The sequence below is a fragment of the Sediminibacillus albus genome (assembly GCF_900101125.1).
GTDB classification, from domain to species: domain Bacteria; phylum Bacillota; class Bacilli; order Bacillales; family Amphibacillaceae; genus Sediminibacillus; species Sediminibacillus albus.
In genome coordinates, this window is the sequence record NZ_FNFL01000005.1 from 59,633 (window position 1) to 78,365 (window position 18,733).

General features: G+C 42.2%; 20 protein-coding genes. 7 read left to right on the top strand and 13 right to left on the bottom strand.

Annotation, left to right across the window (positions count from 1 at the left end):
• Positions 1-70 precede the first annotated feature (70 nt).
• Entirely contained in the window at positions 71-1,246 is a 1,176-nt protein-coding gene (locus BLR93_RS13285) for an MFS transporter (protein ID WP_093215473.1), read from the top strand.
• A gap of 31 nt (positions 1,247-1,277) precedes the next feature.
• Here the strand turns inward: BLR93_RS13285 and rbsK are convergent, their stop codons facing one another.
• The 6 genes from rbsK to BLR93_RS13315 form a co-directional block, all read right to left on the bottom strand.
• Positions 1,278-2,186, bottom strand: a complete 909-nt coding sequence (gene rbsK, locus BLR93_RS13290; protein ID WP_093215476.1) for a ribokinase — start codon at positions 2,184-2,186, stop codon at positions 1,278-1,280.
• 21 nt (positions 2,187-2,207) lie between these two features.
• A complete protein-coding gene (locus tag BLR93_RS13295; RefSeq protein ID WP_093215478.1) occupies positions 2,208-2,897 on the bottom strand; it encodes an amino acid ABC transporter permease in 690 nt (229 codons plus the stop codon).
• A gap of 15 nt (positions 2,898-2,912) precedes the next feature.
• A complete protein-coding gene (locus tag BLR93_RS13300) occupies positions 2,913-3,800 on the bottom strand; it encodes a transporter substrate-binding domain-containing protein (protein WP_093215842.1) in 888 nt (295 codons plus the stop codon).
• Positions 3,801-4,529: 729 nt separating this feature from the next.
• Positions 4,530-5,366 (bottom strand): YihY/virulence factor BrkB family protein, encoded by an 837-nt coding sequence (locus BLR93_RS13305; protein ID WP_093215844.1) that lies wholly within the window; start codon positions 5,364-5,366, stop codon positions 4,530-4,532.
• A 34-nt stretch (positions 5,367-5,400) separates the two neighbouring features.
• Positions 5,401-5,694, bottom strand: a complete 294-nt coding sequence (locus tag BLR93_RS13310) for a hypothetical protein (protein WP_093215481.1) — start codon at positions 5,692-5,694, stop codon at positions 5,401-5,403.
• Positions 5,687-6,181: a low molecular weight protein-tyrosine-phosphatase gene (locus BLR93_RS13315; RefSeq protein ID WP_093215484.1), complete on the bottom strand. Its 495-nt coding sequence runs from the start codon at positions 6,179-6,181 to the stop codon at positions 5,687-5,689. The genes BLR93_RS13310 and BLR93_RS13315 overlap by 8 nt, the downstream gene beginning before the upstream one ends.
• A 319-nt stretch (positions 6,182-6,500) precedes the next feature.
• Here BLR93_RS13315 and BLR93_RS13320 point away from each other — a divergent pair, with 319 nt between their 5' ends.
• The gene (locus BLR93_RS13320) at positions 6,501-7,880 is read left to right on the top strand and encodes an alanine/glycine:cation symporter family protein (RefSeq protein WP_093215487.1); all 1,380 of its coding nucleotides are present in this window, start codon (positions 6,501-6,503) and stop codon (positions 7,878-7,880) included.
• Between the two features lie 639 nt (positions 7,881-8,519).
• Here the strand turns inward: BLR93_RS13320 and BLR93_RS13325 are convergent.
• The 3 genes from BLR93_RS13325 to BLR93_RS13340 all read right to left on the bottom strand — a co-directional run bounded on the left by BLR93_RS13325 (position 8,520) and on the right by BLR93_RS13340 (position 12,083).
• A complete protein-coding gene (locus BLR93_RS13325; protein WP_093215489.1) occupies positions 8,520-10,694 on the bottom strand; it encodes a sensor domain-containing protein in 2,175 nt (724 codons plus the stop codon).
• Positions 10,695-10,920: 226 nt separating this feature from the next.
• Positions 10,921-11,586, bottom strand: coding sequence for an SOS response-associated peptidase (locus BLR93_RS13335; protein ID WP_093215494.1), 666 nt, complete (start codon positions 11,584-11,586; stop codon positions 10,921-10,923).
• Positions 11,587-11,702: 116 nt separating this feature from the next.
• Positions 11,703-12,083, bottom strand: a complete 381-nt coding sequence (locus BLR93_RS13340; RefSeq protein ID WP_093215497.1) for a DnaJ family domain-containing protein — start codon at positions 12,081-12,083, stop codon at positions 11,703-11,705.
• Between the two features lie 466 nt (positions 12,084-12,549).
• Here BLR93_RS13340 and BLR93_RS13345 point away from each other — a divergent pair, with 466 nt between their 5' ends.
• The 4 genes from BLR93_RS13345 (at position 12,550) to BLR93_RS13360 (ending at position 16,086) form a co-directional block, all read left to right on the top strand.
• A complete protein-coding gene (locus BLR93_RS13345; protein WP_093215499.1) occupies positions 12,550-12,681 on the top strand; it encodes a DUF2639 domain-containing protein in 132 nt (43 codons plus the stop codon).
• 243 nt (positions 12,682-12,924) lie between these two features.
• Complete coding sequence (mreBH, locus tag BLR93_RS13350) at positions 12,925-13,932, top strand: rod-share determining protein MreBH (RefSeq protein WP_093215502.1); 1,008 nt, start codon at positions 12,925-12,927, stop codon at positions 13,930-13,932.
• Between the two features lie 187 nt (positions 13,933-14,119).
• Complete coding sequence (locus tag BLR93_RS13355; RefSeq protein WP_175559367.1) at positions 14,120-14,464, top strand: DUF1428 family protein; 345 nt, start codon at positions 14,120-14,122, stop codon at positions 14,462-14,464.
• Between the two features lie 152 nt (positions 14,465-14,616).
• Entirely contained in the window at positions 14,617-16,086 is a 1,470-nt protein-coding gene (locus BLR93_RS13360) for a UDP-N-acetylmuramoyl-L-alanyl-D-glutamate--2,6-diaminopimelate ligase (RefSeq protein ID WP_093215507.1), read from the top strand.
• Positions 16,087-16,303: 217 nt separating this feature from the next.
• On the opposite strand, the gene BLR93_RS13365 is transcribed toward BLR93_RS13360, so the two are convergent.
• On the bottom strand, positions 16,304-16,522 hold the full coding sequence (locus BLR93_RS13365) for a YdbC family protein (RefSeq protein WP_093215509.1): 219 nt from the start codon (positions 16,520-16,522) through the stop codon (positions 16,304-16,306).
• A 91-nt stretch (positions 16,523-16,613) separates the two neighbouring features.
• Here BLR93_RS13365 and BLR93_RS13370 point away from each other — a divergent pair, with 91 nt between their 5' ends.
• Positions 16,614-16,841 carry a DUF2164 domain-containing protein gene (locus BLR93_RS13370; protein WP_093215512.1) on the top strand — a complete coding sequence of 76 codons (228 nt, stop codon included), beginning with the start codon at positions 16,614-16,616 and terminating at the stop codon, positions 16,839-16,841.
• A gap of 19 nt (positions 16,842-16,860) precedes the next feature.
• Here the strand turns inward: BLR93_RS13370 and BLR93_RS13375 are convergent, their stop codons facing one another.
• The 3 genes from BLR93_RS13375 to BLR93_RS13385 all read right to left on the bottom strand — a co-directional run bounded on the left by BLR93_RS13375 (position 16,861) and on the right by BLR93_RS13385 (position 18,685).
• The gene (locus BLR93_RS13375; protein WP_093215513.1) at positions 16,861-17,370 is read right to left on the bottom strand and encodes a GNAT family N-acetyltransferase; all 510 of its coding nucleotides are present in this window, start codon (positions 17,368-17,370) and stop codon (positions 16,861-16,863) included.
• Between the two features lie 118 nt (positions 17,371-17,488).
• The gene (locus BLR93_RS13380; protein ID WP_093215516.1) at positions 17,489-18,016 is read right to left on the bottom strand and encodes a hypothetical protein; all 528 of its coding nucleotides are present in this window, start codon (positions 18,014-18,016) and stop codon (positions 17,489-17,491) included.
• A gap of 372 nt (positions 18,017-18,388) precedes the next feature.
• Positions 18,389-18,685 (bottom strand): DUF5658 family protein, encoded by a 297-nt coding sequence (locus tag BLR93_RS13385; protein WP_093215518.1) that lies wholly within the window; start codon positions 18,683-18,685, stop codon positions 18,389-18,391.
• Between the last annotated feature and the right edge of the window lie 48 nt (positions 18,686-18,733).

The following is an 18,733-nucleotide window of genomic DNA, read 5'->3' on the forward strand; positions in this document are numbered from 1 at the left end:
TGACCTTTTTCACCGGACATATTAAATTGATAAGTATTGTAACCAATAAATGGAACGGGAGGTGCGTTTGATGGTTTCCGTTCAAACACGGTTTAAATTATTGATTGGCCTCGTCACCATTTCAGGCTTTTCACAAGGAATGCTGCTTCCTCTGCTCGCTTTTATTCTGGAACAGGATGGCGTCCCTTCTTCGGTAAACGGGCTTCACGCTACCGGGTTATATATCGGAGTACTTGTAGCTTCCCCCTTTATGGAAAAGCCAATGCAGAAACTCGGCTATAAACCGATCATCTTAATCGGCGGATTACTTGTTTTTATCTCGCTTGCCTTCTTTCCTGTTTGGCATGCACTCTGGTTTTGGTTTATCCTGCGCGTGCTTGTAGGTATTGGTGATCATATGCTCCATTTTGGTACGCAGACATGGATTACCTCCACTTCCGCTCCTGAAAGAAGAGGGAGAAATATAGCCTATTATGGCTTGTTTTTCAGTTTAGGTTTTTCCTTAGGCCCAACCATGACGCGACTGCTTTCCGTCAATGAAAGCCTGCCTTTTATCATCTCTGCAATTCTTTGTTTTGCTGTCTGGCTGACCATGTTCTTTGTCAGGAACGAATGGCCGCAGGCGGATAACCATATCCAAGCTTCTGCACCAAGAACCTCTGTTGGAAGGTTTATTAAAACAGGCAAGCTCGCATGGGTCGCTTTGCTGCCGCCGTTCGGCTACGGCTTTTTGGAAGCGACATTGAACGGGATTTTTCCTATCTACGGATTAAGAATTGGTCATGACGTAGAAATTCTGTCTCTGATTATTCCCTGCTTTGCAGCAAGCAGCCTGATCACGCAAATCCCCTTAGGGATATTTAGTGATAAGATTGGCAGACAAAAGCTGCTGATTATCGTGATTGCGTTGGGAAGCATTTCCTTCCTGCTGGCGGCATTCTTTGAAGGCTCTGTGGCGTGGCTGTTTATCACTTTTTCACTTGCCGGCATGTTTACCGGGTCGATTTTTTCTTTAGGGATTTCCTACATGACCGATATTTTGCCCAAAGCATTACTACCGGCAGGAAACATTATGTGCGGGATTGCTTTTAGCCTTGGAAGTATTACAGGACCATATCTTGGCGGGGTATTTATCGATGTATTCCCTGGTATCTCCTTTTTCTATGTGATCGTGGCCATGCTAGTAATTGTGTTAGCAGCTATTCTTTCCAAGAAACCAAACCATCAGATGAGCCCTGCTAATTAAAAGACACCAGCCTTATGCGGCTGGTGTCTTTCTATTTCAATAGTGCAAAAACCTCTTCACAGGATGGCATGCCCGCCTGAGCGCCAAATTTAGTGACCGACAGGGAGGCGGCTGTCACTGCGAATTGTATCAATTCCGCTAAATGCCAGTCCTTACTAATTCCATAGGCAAGTCCTGCATTAAAGCAATCCCCCGCCCCAGTCGTATCAAGAACATTGGGGACTCTGGCAGCAGGAACAATGACTAGCTCACCGTGCTCTAACCAGGCTGCTCCTTGCTCGCCAAGTGTGACAATCAGCCGATTCCGGTACTGCTTTTCCCATATTTGCATCGCTTCCGCTAACGAGTGGTTATCAGTTATTTGGATTCCGAGCAACGTCTCCAGCTCGGTTTGATTCGGTGTGACGAAATCAGCCAAGCGCAAAAGATGTTCTGGCAGCTGCCTGGCTGGAGCCGGATTCAAGATGGTTTTCACTCCGTGTCTAACAGCTAGATTCATGGCAAAATCGACGGTTTTTACTGGGATTTCCAACTGCATTAGCAATACATCAGCGTCAGCAATTTCGCTTTCATAGGCAGTCAACCAGCCGCTGTCTAACTCGCCATTCGCTCCGGGGATAACAATAATACTGTTATCGTCAGGCAAGTGGACGATATTTGCCACACCCGTTTCTGTCTGTGAGATACCGATCGATTCGGTCGAAATCCCAAATTCAGACAACTGATGGAGGATGGATTGTCCAAAGACATCCTTTCCGACCATGCCGTATAGCTGAACATTTCCACCAAGCTTTTTGACAGCGACAGCTTGATTTGCCCCTTTGCCTCCGGTTACATATTGTACCTTCTGACCATGGATTGTTTCGCCTGTTTTAGGAGCTCTTTCGGCGGAAACAACGATATCCATATTCAAGCTGCCAATCACCGCTATCTTGTTCATCGCATGACCACTCCTATCTCCCTATTTGACAAATCTGCTGTACCGCTTCTCCAATCTCTCCTGGAAATAGGATATGATGGAACAGAGCGGCCAATAGATAAGTGCGACTAATACATACATCGTCATTGTATCAAATGTTCTACCACCGGCTATTTGCGCTTTTTGAAAAAGCTCAGGTACGGTAATTACAGCAGCAAGGGACGTAGCTTTTACAATATCGAGAAATATATTAGTCAAAGGGGGGATCGCAATCCGAAACGTCTGCGGCAATATGATTCTCCTTAACGTCTGCCAATAACTGAACCCTAGGGCATGCGCTGATTCCCATTGTCCGTACGGCACACTGTTCAGGGCAGAGCGGTTCACTTCAGCTATATAAGCTGCGCTGTTCAGGCCAAAACCGAGCACAGCAGCCACATATGCCGACAATTCAATTCCTGCCACAGGAAGCCCAAAATACAATATAAATAAAAAGACTAAAATTGGTGTACCTCTCATGAAAGAAATATAAACTCTTGCGGGCCAACGCAGCAATTTTTTCTCTGAAGATCTGGCTAATGCCAAAAACAAACCTAGTAAGAGTCCAAGCGCCATTGCAGCAAACGACACCGCAACCGTCATCGGGAGTCCAGCCAGAACAAACGGCAAATTCTCCAAAGCTAACTCAATATCAAACAAACCACCAAAAGAAAATCCTTTAAAATCGATCATCTACTCACTCACCCTTTACAAGTCGATCCCTTCGATTTCCTGGATTTCTTCTTCAGGTTTTTGGGAAGCATCTTCTTTATAGAACTTCTCAGCAAGCTCTGTCAATGTGCCGTCCTCGCGCATTTCGTTTAAAACTTCATTGATTTTTTCTGTAAGCTCGTCGGCTCCTTTGGGCATTACCACAGCTTGTTTTGTTGGATGGAATTTAAGATCCGGATGGAGATGAATATCAAAGTCCGGGAAAGCAGCTACACCAAACTTAGATAAAAAGTAATCATTAACAATCACATCTGTTCTTCCATTGTGGACGTCCCGCAAATAGGCTTCATTAGGAGCGTTTCCATAAGTAACTACTTCAGCGCCATAATATTCGGCTATTTGGCTGTAAATCGTTGTCGCACCGCCTCCGGCTTTCTTCCCTTCCAGGTCTTCCAGTTTTTCTATGCCAGAGTTATCTTCTTCCCGCACTACCATTGTTGAATACGAATACTTATATGGTTCACTGAAGTTAAACTTTTCTTTGCGGTTGTCTGTAGCCTCGATATCATTAACTGCCACATCAATTCGACCGCTATTGACTGCCGGAAGCATGCTATCTATACCCATGATTTCGAAAGAAACCTCCAGGTCCAAACGACTGGCTATTTCCCTCATAACCTCAACATCGTACCCAGTTAATTGATCCTTGTTTTCTCCTTCTCCTTCATAGTAGGAAGCTGCAACTAGTGTTCCAGACGTTCCTGCTACAATTTCTCCTGCTTCTTGTACTTCTTCCCACTTATTAACATCATCTGTTTCCTTTTCCTGGTTTTTCGAGTTTTGCGAATTTTCATTTCCACCTCCACATGCGCTTAGAGCCAATAATCCAATAATTGCTAACAACATGAAATAAACCTTCTTCATTTCATCCCCGCCTTTTCTTTTTGTTATATAAATATCGCTATATAAAAAGATAACAGTATAACCTTTTGATTTCAACATATTCTCCCTCTGTTTCAATTGGAAAAATTAGCTGTTATATATAATGGAGTCCATAGTCTGGCTTTTAATCATTCATGAAAGAGATTGGGGCAAAAGCATAGTGGGTATAGTGGCCAAAGCAAAAATCGAACGATGATTCGAATTTCTTAGCATTCGAACTCGTTCGACTTTTCTTTCCGAATATGTAATATACCCTGTGGACACAGTGCCAACTCTATTTCTTCCTTCTAACAAGGTTAGGCGCTTAAACATCCGCCGACAGAATACTTCGCTTTCTGTGGCACGGCTTCTTCCGGGATCTTCAGACTAACTGGAGTCTTTCTACCGCTGATAGGACTTGTTCTTACTACCTTGTATGACGACCGATGCGGAAATACAGGACGCTTTCCGCGGGCGGCTGGTGAGCCTCCCGCAGGAGTCTCCGTGGATTTCCTCCTCTGAAAGTCTAGGTACTTTTTTTAGCAGTACACACATGCTTCTGATTTACTAAAGATCGCGGTGTACTAGCGCTTATCAGGTAAAACTACCTACTGTTACAGCGCATCTTTTCCATTACGTAATCAGTCGAATACATGAAGATGGCCTTTAAAGCTTCATATGCTGTTATCGTTCGGTTTTTGCAAGTGGATTGTTCCAACCATATGTTATGCATTAAATATGATAATTATTGTTCCGGTATTTCTCAAACAGCGCATTTATTTCTCCACCGCCAATAATAATCATCCCGGAAATATAAAACCAAATCATTAAGACGATCACGCCGCCAAGACTGCCATATGCAGCAGAATAATTCCCCATCGTGTCTACGTAGTAGGAGAAGGCCAGGGAAACCAGCTGCCAGCCAATCGTTGCAAAAGCAGCCCCTACAGCTGCATCCTTAAAGTACACTTTTTTATTTGGTGCCATTTTATATAACGCCAGCAAAACGACAAAGAACACAACAAAGGAAATAACCCATCGCAAAGCATTCCACAATTGCAGAAAATCGGCTGATAATCCCCAAAAAGAGAATAAATAAATACCAATTGCCTTTCCGAATATTGGCAAAAGGAAGGCAACCGCTATTACTAGCACCATTGCGATGGTCAATATGACTGCGATCAGCCTGGCTACCAGAAAAGAGCGATCCTCTTCCACATTATAAGCAGTGTTTAACGATCGGATAATAGCATTGATTCCATTCGAAGCAGTCCATAAAGTGGCCAGAATAGTAACTGATAGCAAACCACCATTTTTCTTGTTGGCGATTTCACTTACATTTTTATTTATTAATTGAAATGTTTCCTCGGGAGCGTAAATAGAAATAACCCTCATGATATCAGCTTGCGTTAATGGCAAATAGCCTATTAATGTAATAAAAAACAGTAAAAACGGAAATAAGGATAAAAGGAAAAAAAAGGCAAGCTGTGCTGCCATACCAGGAACATCATCACTTACCGTCCGCTTGAATAGCTGCTTGCCAAAGCTGACTACTTTCAGAAATTTCATCTTTTCTCCTTCTTTTTCTTTATTAGTAAGCAGCTTATTGCTGCTGATCGTCATCCAGACTGCTGACTTTCTCCAAGGTGTCTTGTACTTGATTCATGATTTGCAAGGCGCTTTCTGCTCCCTGTGAAAGGTTTCCTGCTATATTTTCATAACGATCCCGCAGGTTATGCACTGCTTCTGAAGGGTTTTTCATATAATAGCTTGTCCCGCTGCCTGCTTTTTTCATACCGCCGACAAATTGATTCCTTGTATCGCGGTCGCATAAAGAAATGAGCCCTCCTACGGCTGCTCCGACAATAATCCCAGTTGCTAACTTTGATCTACTCATTTAATCCACTCCTCGTTGGTAGGTGATGGTCTGATTTTATTTTATCCAATAACTGTTGACAACCTAAATCAACCAGCTCATATACATAGTCAAAATTGCCAGTGAAATAAGGATCTGGAATGTTGGCTTCCCGAGGATCCATCACAAAATCCATTAATCTTGCGATGGTTACTCCTTCTGGCGCTTCTCTTATCAGGGAAAGATCACTTAAATTGTTCTCATCCATGGCAATAATATAAGTGAAATCTTCCCAATCCTGTGCTCTTACCTGCCTAGCCGTAATATCGGCATAGGAAATGGCCATCTGGTCCAATATCTCTCTGGTCCCCTCGTGAGGTAGTTTGCCACTATGCCAGTTTCCAATTCCGGCTGAATCGGCAGTTATTTGATGCTGAAGCCCTTCCTTTACTACCTTATCCCGAAAGACCCCTTCCGCCATTGGTGATCGGCAAATATTGCCTAAGCATACAAATAGAACCTTAATCACGTTACATCTTCACCTGCTTTCATTCACTTCTCATTTTTCCTCTTTATAAATGTAACGTTTCTTTTCCCTTTTTTCACTTGTTACACACTCATTCAGCTTTGTTCTTCACAAAAAAGGTTAAAACCTTTGCTGCCCCAATATTAAAAATTCGCTGCCAACCTGCTTTTCTCCTCCCAGGACAAAACCATTCCGTCTATATCCTTCTCCTGGCAGAGTATTATTATTTAAAAAACGGCTCTGTCCATTTTTTGCTTGACTTTTTAAGCGAATTTTCGGAAAATTTTAATTAGTACTTACTTTTGTTAAAAGGGGGAAAACTATGGGGAAAGACAGTAGATTTTTAGAACTCATCAATAGCATAAGCGGCTATGTCTGGGGCCCGCCATTACTTATTTTACTGGTGGGGACAGGTGTATATTTAACGCTGAGACTTGGTTTTTTGCAAATCCGGGCGTTACCTTACGCGTTAAAGCTGGCATTCAGTCCAGGCAAGCAGGATAAAAAGTCACAGGGTGATATCAGTCACTACCAAGCATTGACAACGGCGATGGCTGCTACCATCGGTACCGGTAATATCGCCGGTGTAGCTACTGCTGTTGTGTTGGGCGGTCCCGGCGCAGTTTTCTGGATGTGGATTACCGCTTTATTCGGGATGGCTACTAAGTACGCAGAAGCAATCCTGGCGGTTAAATACAGGGTAACGGACAGTAAAGGTGAAATGTCCGGCGGTCCTATGTATTATTTGGAAAAAGGCCTGAAGGCAAAGTGGCTCGGAATTCTCTTCGCTATATTTGGCGCCATCGCAGCTTTTGGGATCGGTAATATGGTCCAGGCTAACTCTGTCTCAGACGTACTTGAAACATCGTTTAGCATTCCTACTTGGGTTACCGGAGTAATTTTGACGGTATTGGTCTTTTTAGTTATTATTGGCGGGATTAAAAGCATTGGAAGAGTAACCTCTTTTTTCGTTCCAATCATGGCAGCCTTTTATGTTCTTGGCGGTCTTATTATCATTATCATGAATTTCGACCTAGTGCCGGCTGCTTTTGGAACCATTTTCTCTGACGCCTTTACCGGCAGTGCTGTCGGAGGCGGTATTTTAGGATCTGTAATCAGGTATGGTGTGGCAAGAGGAGTATTCTCCAACGAAGCTGGTCTAGGATCGGCGCCAATTGCCGCAGCAGCAGCCAGGACAGATTACCCGGGACGCCAGGCATTGGTATCTATGACCCAGGTGTTTATCGACACGATTATAGTTTGTACCATTACCGGGCTGACCATCGTCATGGCCGGCCAATATTCCGGCGGATTGGATGGGGCTGACTTAACGTCAGAGTCGTTCGGTGTCTTTCTTGGTAATACTGGGACTTACATTGTGGCGATCGGTATTATCTTTTTCGCCTTCTCCACACTTGTGGGCTGGTCTTATTATGGAGAAAAGTGCTTTGGCTATCTCTTTAGTGAAAAAGCAATTCCTTATTATCGCCTCGTTTTTGTTCTCTTCGTTTTTGTTGGCTCTGTCGCCGCTTTGGATGTAGTATGGGGAGTCGCAGATGTCATGAATGGCCTGATGGCCTTCCCTAACTTAATTGGTCTTCTAGGCTTATCCGGGGTCGTTGCAGCTGAAACGAAAAGGTTCCTCAAGATTGCCAAAGAAGAGAAACAACAGCAACAAGAAGAAAAAAACTATGGCACTTAATGGCCTATGCGAAAAAATTCCCGCTCTCATCGAGGGCACTGAAAAACGGAAGCTCTATAATAGGCAGAATTTTTAAAAGCGGTCTATGTGGGATTTAATTTCCATATAGACTGCTTTTCGTCTAACTTCAAGAGATTTGTGCCCTCTACTCATTAGTTTAACAATTCGTTTCCATTTGCCGTAAAAATCGCCATCGACCTTTGAATGCACATGCCTTCGAGACCCGAAGATGATTTTCCAAAGAAGATGATCCTTAGGGACCCCATTTCGTAGAGCCCTTCGTACTGATTTACATTCATGGATAATTGGCGATCTAGCATAGAATCCTTCCCTTTTACGTATTCCTTTCATTAAAAAAGAGTGATTTTCTTTTATAAATCAAAGAAAATCACTCTTTTTAATTAGCCTCTGTTGATTCCGCGATGGGCGATCGGTGGTGACGCCTGCGGGAACAGCACGAGCCGAAGATCCACTTGGTCAAGTGATCTTCTTGACCAAGTTAGCTGAGGCCGTGCCCGCGGCAAGCATCCACCGACAAAATCAACAAACTTTGACAGCACCTTAAGGTAAAAAGGACTTTTCAGTGGGCTCCTCATTCAACGCGAACATTTTTATGATTCAGCTCGATATTATGTATCTTTAGCCCCTAACCAGCATATCTTCGAATTCTATCGCAGGCACTGGCCTGCTATAATAATATCCTTGGTAATAGTCGCATTTTTGGTTTCTTAAAAACTCCAATGCTTCTCTTTCTTCCACTCCCTCGGCAACTACTTTTACACCGAAAGTGTGGGCAAGCTGAATCATTGCTTTGACTATTTCTGCATTACTAGGCTCTGTATAGGCATCTCTGATAAACGATTGATCAATTTTCAAATGGTTAATTGGAAATTTCCGCAAATATCCAAACGATGAATAACCTGTCCCGAAGTCATCTATCGACAATGTAATCCCCATCGCTCTTAACTCATTCATTGTTTTGATGCATTCCTCGGTGTTCTGCATCACACTATTTTCGGTTATTTCCAAATCAAGGCATTCCGGCGGCATATCTGTTTCATGCAAGATACGCCTGACTTTTTCAGTAAAATCGTTTCTTTGAATTTCCAGAGCCGACACATTAATTGCTACCCGCTGCTGCTTATAGCCAGCCTCTTTCCATTGTTTTTGCTGTCGACAGGCTTCCTTGATCACCCATTCGCCTAATTGGATAATCAGCCCCGTTTCCTCGGCCAACGCAATGAATTTTTGCGGAGGAATATCGCCACGTTCCGGATGAAACCATCTCGTCAAGGCCTCCATTCCGATAATCTCCCCTGTCACCACATCTATTTTCGGCTGGTAATAAAGGGTCAATTCTTCTTTGCTTATCGCTCTCCGCAGCTCGCCTTCCAACAAAATCAAATCATTATACGTTTGATTCATTTTTTTTGAGTAAAATAATTTACCGTTTCGTCCGTTCACCTTACAATAATGCATCGCAATTCCTGCGTAATTAATCAATTGCTCAGAAGTACTGCCATCTTTATCATATTGGCTAATGCCAATGGAACAAGTGATAAAAAATTCTTTTCCGGCTACCGTTAACGGTTTGTTGATTTGTTTTAATATTTGTTCACCAAGCAATTCTAAATCTTCCTGGCAAAATTGTTCTGTCAGAACGAAAATAAATTCGTCACCGCCATAGCGGTAAAGGCTTCCTTTTCCCTTAATGACATGCTGGATTCGATCAGCAATCGAGGAGATGACTTGATCACCAGCGAACTGTCCCATGGCATCGTTTATGTATTTTAGACGGTCCAAATCACAATAAAAGAGGGCGAACCGCCCTTTGTTTTCAGCTATCCACTGATCCAAATCATTCCTAAGCTTGCTCCGGTTCGGCAGGTCTGTCAACTGGTCATGATATGCTAAATGACGGACTTGATGTTCTGCTTCCTCGAGTGATGTGATATCCACCGCCGACCCCACCACTTCGACCACATTGCCTGCTTCAATGATCGGCGAAAGTGTAAAATACAAACACAATTCACTGAACGTATATTTAAAATCAACTTCATTTCCTTGAAATGCTTCTTCGTATCTAGATTGGAAAAAAGAAAATCTCTCAGAATCTAAATCGACGATTTCTTCAAGAAAGATACCCCCGGCAAGCTCTGTTGGAAGACCAACCTTTTTGGCAAGCCTTCCCTCGATCATAGTATGTAAATACCGTCCGGATTCGCCGGTTTTCTCCACCTTATACACCATATTTATCAGTGCTTCGAAGGTGCGCTTAAAATCACTTTTCATTGTCTTGACTAACTTGGTCTCCATTTCCTTCTGCTTGGTTATGTCAGTTCGGAAAGCAATAAATGAACCAGGTTGAGATTCTGCATCAAGTAAAGGAATGATTGTCGTTTGCAGCCACATATGGCTGCCACGCTTACTTTTATTTTTAATTTCTCCCCGCCAGACGTCCCCGGCTTTAATGGTGTTCCATAACTCGCGGAAAAAATTCGTCGAATGATGACCGGAATTGATGACTCGGTGGGTATTGCCAATCAATTCTTCTGCAGTATATCCTGTCATTCCACAGAAATTATCATCAACATAAGTAATGATTCCTTGTTTATTAGTAATGGTTATTGTCGTATCCGAACGATCGATCGCACTCTTTAAATCATTAAACACATGAAAGTTTTCCATTACAAATACTCTTAGTTGGTTAAGTAACTGTGATGATTCGTCGTGAAAACCGACAGCCTCCAGCTGACTAAACAGGTCTTCCAACTTTTGTCGATCAAAGATATTATCTAAGTTTAATAGAGTCATAATAGTCACCTTTAACTTAATGAAAAATGTGAGATTAATTACCACTTAAGTATATCTAAAAAGGAAACAAATGTATATGCCATAATAAATAACCAATACATCGCTAAATATGATGAACCATTCAAAGGATGTACAAAAATGTCCAATGCTGCTTCGGACGCTGAAAAAGGCTTAACAGTACAGGAAATATCGATTAATGACAATAGTTGCCTATCCTTGTCGATGTTTATGCCAAAGGCTGAATGCATGCTTCCCCTTCATTTTTTGGCGAATTGACCACTTGGCTTACATCATAGGCTTGCAATGGCTCTGTCGGCAGTCCATGAATGAAACGGGCAGCTTCATTGGCGGGACGTTTAACTGGAGCAATCCATTGCTCTTCCGCTTGTTTTGGCAGAATCACTGGCATTCTATCGTGAATATCCTTCATAAACTCATCAGCTTGTCTTGTCAGTATCGTACATGTGAATAATTCCTGTCCGTCTTTTTCCCATTTATCCCATAACCCCGCAAAAGCAAACAAATGCCGGTCCCTGGACGATATCCTTTTTGGCTGCTTTATTTCATTGGTTTGTTTCCACTCATAAAAGCTATCGGCTATAACTAAGCAGCGCCGGCGGGCCAGCAGTTTTTTAAAACTTGGCTTCTCATGGACAGTCTCGCTTCTGGCATTGATCATTTTATAGCCAATTTTCGCGTCCTTCGCCCAGGAAGGAACTAATCCCCATTTCAAATAGCCGGCCTTTTGGGATTCACCATTATGGATAACAGCCAGAATTTGCTGCCCCGGCGCTACATTATACCGAGTTCGATACCCCTCAACCCCCCCGGCTAAATTGTATTCCTGTATAATGTCCAACTCACTGGCCTGCAGTGTAAAACGTCCGCACACAACCTCCACCTCCATGAATTATTATCTCTATATTATATGTCCATTTCTCCCTCTCTAATCGGGGTTATTTGCCACCGTCTTATAAATAAAGGCTGTCCCCTCAAATGGACAGCCTGCTATCTTCTTATTCCAAAGCGATTGTATATTTTGCTTGAATATTTATGGAAACTGTTCGTTTTCTGCACGTTTTGCTTTTCCAGCATTAGCTTTAATTGAATTTCCTTTTGCGAAAGCTTGTTTTGATACTCTGCTTTTTGGTCCGGATCTTCAGATAAATCAATCATTTGCTGAAGAGAAAGCAATTCTTTCTTTAGCCTTACCTCTTCCGGCAAATAGCCTGAATTTTTCATCAGCAAATAACTGGTCCTCATGTCCTCCGGAATTGCGGAAAGATCTTCTAAGTGCAGTCGTTTTCCTCTGCCGGGCAGGTTATCAAGGTCGCCTTTCCTTATAGCCTCTTGTATTTTTTCTTCTGCCATTCTGCTGGCAAAATCCATATCCTTCCCCCACCTCCCGTCATTAACGAGCAAATAACCACCTGCAGTTGTTGCTGGAAACACTGTTAGTTATTGCCAATCTGTTCTTCAGCCTTTCGTGAAGCCGCTTCGAAATTAATCTTATCGACAGACCGCTATAATGCTCTTGGCAGGCCATGTGATTAAACTACAGGATAGCTTACGTCTATTCCTACCCATCGCCCGTATTCAATAAAAGCATTGCATATGTCACAATCTTATCTGGTTATCACCGTTAGAAAAAATTACAAGTAACATTGGATGCTTCTATTATATATAATAAAAATCAAGTTGAAAATTCTTGTAGCTTTTCACTTTTTCGAGTTTTTTATAGATGTTACAATGTCTTTTGGTAAATAGGTTGATAGTCTTTCAACCCTAGAAAAGCGTAGATTTCTGCAAGAAAAATGCGTTTTGCCAATGTGAAAAACGGGAAAGGATGATAGGGATGCACATAGGAAGTAAAGGTTGGTATGTAAACGAATTGAAAAGCTTGGGTGTCCGCCGCTTGGAAGGACGCAAAATTGAGCGATATAAAAAGCCGGTACTTGCAAACCTATTAGAAGAAAAGCAAAAGTAAGCTTTTTATTAATGCTCCAAAAAGCGGGAACTCAGCTTCCTGCTTTTTTTATCATTCAAGGCATTGCTTTTCATGCATCCATTAAATCCTATCTAAATCGTTTATTATCCGAAATTAAAAATGACTAAATTGTAAACAGACGTGAAACTAAACTGATAAAATCCAGGCTGTTCACCCCCAGAAAAGAAAAGCCTGCAGAGAAAAGCTATAGTAGAAAATTGTCATCAATGGAGGAAAAAACATATGTTTTCTAATGCTGAAATTGGAATCGATTTAGGAACTGCAAATATATTAGTATATACAAAATCTAAAGGAATCGTACTAAACGAACCATCCGTGGTTGCTATTGATATGGAAACAAAAAACGTCGTAGCGGTAGGTAGCGAAGCCAAAGAAATGGTCGGAAAAACTCCGCAAAACATCGTGCCGATCCGTCCTTTGAAGGATGGTGTAATAGCCGATTACGATGTAACAGCGCAAATGTTGAAAGAAATCTTGAAAAAGGTCAGTAAAGTTGCCGGGTTGTCGATGAGAAAGCCTACTGTCGTGGTTTGTACCCCATCAGGCAGCACCTCAGTGGAGAGACGAGCTATCCATAATGCTGTCAAAAGCTACGGAGCTAAAGAAGTCCATCTAATTGAAGAACCTGTGGCTGCTGCCATTGGGTCGGATTTACCTGTAGACGAGCCCGTAGCCAACGTGATTGTAGATATAGGCGGCGGAACTAGCGAAGTCGGCATTATTTCCTTCGGCGGAGTTGTATCCTGCCGTTCTGTAAGGACCGGTGGAGATAAAATGGATGAAGAAATCATTCAATACATCCGCAAGAATTATAATATATTGATCGGTGAGCGTACTGCCGAAAATGTTAAAATGGAAATAGGATTTGCTTTAATCGACCATGATGAATTAAGCATGGATATTCGCGGCAGAGATATGGTTTCCGGGCTTCCTCGAACGATTACGATTACTTCAACAGAAGTACAGGAAGCCATCAAGGAATCCTTGGAAGCGATACTTGAAACAATCCGCACTACCCTGGAAAATTGCCCGCCGGAATTAAGCGGCGATATCGTTGACCACGGGGTTACTTTAACAGGCGGTGGCGCTTTGCTGAAAGGGATGCAGAAATGGCTCGCAGACGAAATATCTGTACCCGTGCACCTAGCTCCAAACCCGCTGGAATCAGTAGCAATTGGAACTGGAAGAGCTCTAAAAATGATCAATAAACTGCAAAAAGCAGCTAAATAATCCACCAAAAACCTTGTCTCTAACCTTTGCACAGCTGTCTGATAAATTGCTGCGTGCAGTCAGAGACTCCTGTCTAACGCGCCCTGAAATTAGCCTTATGGTTGCTAAACAGGAATTAAAAAAGGCTCCAGCTCCTTTTCACACTTGTTGAAAGCCGGCATATAGTGATTGAAAAGGAGTGATCCCTTTGTTCACTGTATTGTCTTTTTACCGTGTGAAGAAGCAAAATACTGACAAGTTTCTCTCTTTAAATAAACTGGCCGGCGAGATAAATATGTCATATGGAGCTATCAACCACGATGTTTACCTTCTATTCAACCGGGATGCAGTTAACGGTCTGACTGAGGCCCTTCAGCTCGGCAAAGATGAAGACTTGTTATTTGGCCAAATTGTTTTTCGGAACAAATCACACTATGAAGAAGTAACAGCCCAGTTAAACGAAGACGAGCAAATTCAGTTACTTTCCAAACAGGTATCCGAATTAATTGATACCTCCAATATCCTCTCAGCTTCTTTTATTTCTGACCGGTAGTTAGTTAGCTTCTTACTAAAAGAAGATTAGAAGGAATCTCGCGTGGGTATAAGAGAAATATTGAAAGAATCACTTTTTTATACTACTTTTTCATACAAAACTACATATATCGGACAAGCAGATAAAGATATTTCGGATTGAGAGGTTGCGATATGAATACAGCTGAATTATTATCATCCCTAAAAATAAAGCAAGTCTTCGGTACATTGCCAAATGAAATTACAACTATCCATAATGACTCCCGGGAAGCAGAAGATAACAGTATATTTATTTGTACCCGGGGATTTACGGTCGACAGCCATGATTTTTACCAACAGGCGATTGAAAATGGGGCTTCCCTGGTGATTGCCGAAAAAAAACTGGATATTGATTTAGATAAGGCAGCATTAGTGATTGTAAACGATACGTACAAAGCAACTGCAATCCTTGCTAATCGGTTTTATGGCTATCCTTCTACCAAGCTGAATCTATTTGGCGTCACTGGCACAAACGGTAAAACAACGGTAACGAATTTAATTCATTCCATGCTGAAGAAGGGTGGACGAGCTTCCGCTTTATCCGGGACAATTGGTGTACAGCTTGACAATAAACAGCTGCCGAGCTCCAATACCACCTGCGATGCTTTGACAAATCAAAAAATACTGAAGAATGCGCTCGATCAGGATATCGATCATATGGCCATGGAAGTTTCCTCACACGGACTCGCGCAAGGAAGGCTATGGGGTGTTGACTTTGATGTTGTTACTTTTACTAATTTGACCCATGACCACCTTGATTACCACGACACCATGGAGCAGTATGGATATGCTAAAGGCTTGTTGTTTGCCCAGTTGGGACAAGATTTACGTAAAACCAAGTATGCGGTACTTAATCATGATGATGCATGGTTTGACACCTATAAATCCGTTTCGGCCGCTGAAGTAATTTCCTATAGTTTGAATGCTGATTCAGACTTTAAAGCAGAAAACGTTGAATACCATCCTGATAAGACTACCTTTACCTTACTATGCCCGGAAGGGCGTCTGGATGTGACCATGAACCTGCTCGGTGAATTCAATGTTTATAATGCGCTCGCTGCCATCGCATCTTTATATGCTTATGGAATACCTGCTGAACGTCTGGTGAAATATATCGGAGAACTGCCCCCGGTAAATGGGCGAATGGAAAAAGTCGACATGGATGCCCCTGTATCGATGTATATTGATTATGCTCACACCCCAGATGCCATCGAAAAGTCGATTGATTCTGTTTTGCCATTCAAAAAAAACCGGCTTATCTTTATGGTAGGTACTGGCGGCGACAGAGACGAATACAAACGTCCGGCTATGGCTGAGAAAGCATCGCGCGCCGATTACGTCATCCTCACCATCAACGACCCGCGCTTTGAAAAATCGGAGGATATTTTGCGGGATATGGAAAAGGGCATGAAGCATGACAACTACGCATTAGTCGCCGATCGAAAAGAAGCGATCAGTCACGCTTTGCAAGTTAGTGAACCTGACGATATTTTAATATTTGCCGGCAAAGGCCAGGAAGACTACCAAATTATCGAGGATACCAAATACCCGCACAGCGACCGTAAGATTGTTGAAGAACAGTGCTTACTAAGATATAGTAGGTGAGATTACGGAATTATATATTTTTAAGCGAACAAGGACAGCTGTTGAATTCCCCTATCACCGGGAACCATCAGCTGTCCTTCATACATTTTTATCGGCCAACATCCTGATACGCTTTTCCTGCAAGGGCTGATGATGCTAAACCGCCGCCAAATGATAGATTGGATAGATAACGCCTCCCTTATGGAATGGAGATAGTTATCATCTATGTCTATTTCCGCTATAAATTGGCTGACAAGACACCTTTCAGATTGATCGCTTCTTCTTTTGACAAGGTGACTCCTTTTCCCATTTTTTCATGATCGGGAGCCCAGTCCCTTATGTCATACTTTGGTTCTCTGCCGTTCCAGCTCACTAAATTCAGCTCCTTTTTCCAGCCTTTAGCTGATTCGGAGATGACACCCAGTGTTTCGATAATTTCGTATTTTAAATCTGCCACGTGTTCCCTCTCCTTTTTTACATGCTCATAAATAAACTCTTTGCTATACTCGTTTTAAGACTTATAAATTTTCACCCTTAAGGAGGTCTATATGAAACAAACTTTTAAATTAAATGCCCAATTGAAACAAGATATGACCGGACTGATCAAACAATACTTTTTGCAGGAGCGAAACGAGGATTTAGGAGACTTGGCCGCCGCTCTCATACTCGATTTTTTCATGGAAGAGCTTGCTCCGAAATTTTATAATCTTGGCGTTGAGGATGCCCACACCTATATGAGCGAAAAATTGGAGGACATATTTGAAATCCAGAAATAAGTGGTCAAGGCTTTCCATGTTAATCTTTGTTTTTCACTTTATAAATAGCAATCTCTTTGTCCCACTTTATAATCGTTTTAAAATAATCCATCCCCACTCTCCTGGCAACCTTTATCGATGGCAAGTTGCCAGGATCGATAAGGGAGAACAGCTCACGACACTTCAAATAGCCGAGGCCATAATCTTTGCACGCCTGTGCAGCCTCTGTTGCATAGCCTTTCCCCCACTTCGCTCTTTCAAATAAATAACCGATCTCCATTTCCACTTTTCCGTCGATCTTTTGCGGCACCAGCCCGCACATACCTAAGAAATCACCTGTCAATTTATCCTCGACTACCCACAAACCCACTTTATATTTCCGGTAGTTATCAAGCGTCCATTGGATCCATTGCTCGGTTTCTTCTTCGTTTTTTGTGCTCGGGTAATAAGCCATTGCCACCGGATCAGAGAAAATTTTAAGCAAATTGGACTTATCCTTTTGATTCATTCGTCTCATTCTCAGTCTTTCCGAACTGATAACAGTTTCCATGAAATCCCCCCTAAGATGAATGGCTATTGTTCACTGCTGTGCCGCCATTTCTTTACGTTTCCAGCAATAGGGAAAAGCACTTCTGCTCTAAATAGAAGTGCTTTCAGATCTTTATTATCTAATGCCAGTTAAATACGGATGGTTTGCTGGTAGTTTCATCTTTATAGAAGTCGACATCTTCTACCCGATAGAGTTCGAATGCTTCACTTTTCTCATCAACCGTAGAGAGTTTAATTTCATTCAGTTCTTCTTCAGTAAGTAGTCCTTTGGATTGAAGAAGATTCATCAATTTATCGTTAGTCAGCTTTAAATGGGCCACTGTTTCTAACAAGTCTTCCTTTTCTGGGTGGTGAATATCCTCAAGTTCTTTTGAGTAATCCTTTTCAACCAAGGCAGCCCTCATTTTAACAAATTTTCCGTGGTCCGAGTAAATGATTTTTCCAAATCGCATGATTTTAACATAATCGGCAATCATTACATCAAAATAATTCGCCTTATTCCCAGCATCCTGTCTAAGCTCTGTTAGCTTGAGGTAGTCTTCCTTGTTGATCTTTGTATTAATCGTCAATGTGTATTGGTCCAATTGCTCTTCCTTCCATTTATATGCTTGTAAAGGAATCCCCTTGATGATAATATCCAACGACACGGCCAACCGCTCCTTTCAGTCATTGTGATGATAGTCAAACAGCGTTTTTTCTGAAGGCTTCCTTGTTTAGTATAATATATTTGTCAGCATTTGTCGGCAAGCTGTCGTTTTTCTTCATCTAAATATGAGCTGAAAATGTCGGAGGGACATCTGGGAGTTGATGATAGCGGACAGTTAATTTATTGGCTTGGCAATCAGGTGATGGTCTGTCACGTGGGTCTTTGGGATCTCGTGCCTTTCGCAGGCTAAGGTCATGGCTGCAAATCGGGCAGCGCCATTCCCCGAGTTTACTGCTGCTGTAGGATAATTGTAAACAGCGATGACAAGTTTTGCGGTACATAGGAATCCTCCTTTTTTAACAAGCATATGAATTCAACTTATTTCAAATAACCAGAACCCGTGCATCATGCAAATCAGCAAATAAAAAACAGAAGCTGTCACTACCAGTGCTTTAACCATGTGGCTTCGAGGAAGCTTGTTGGTAATACAAAATAACAGCAAGGCTACCGACAGCAAAAGTTTCACCCCTAAAAAAACGGAGGGGCTAGTCCCGTAAAGGTTGTCCATAAACGGATTTGCTTCAGCAATCACCCTCAGTTCCAAACCAATATAAGTTACTACTCCATCCAACAAATTCAGAATCGCTAAATACACAAATAATTTCTTCATTAAACCATCCTTTGAAAAAAGAACGTTCTATTAAAAGAACGTTCTTTT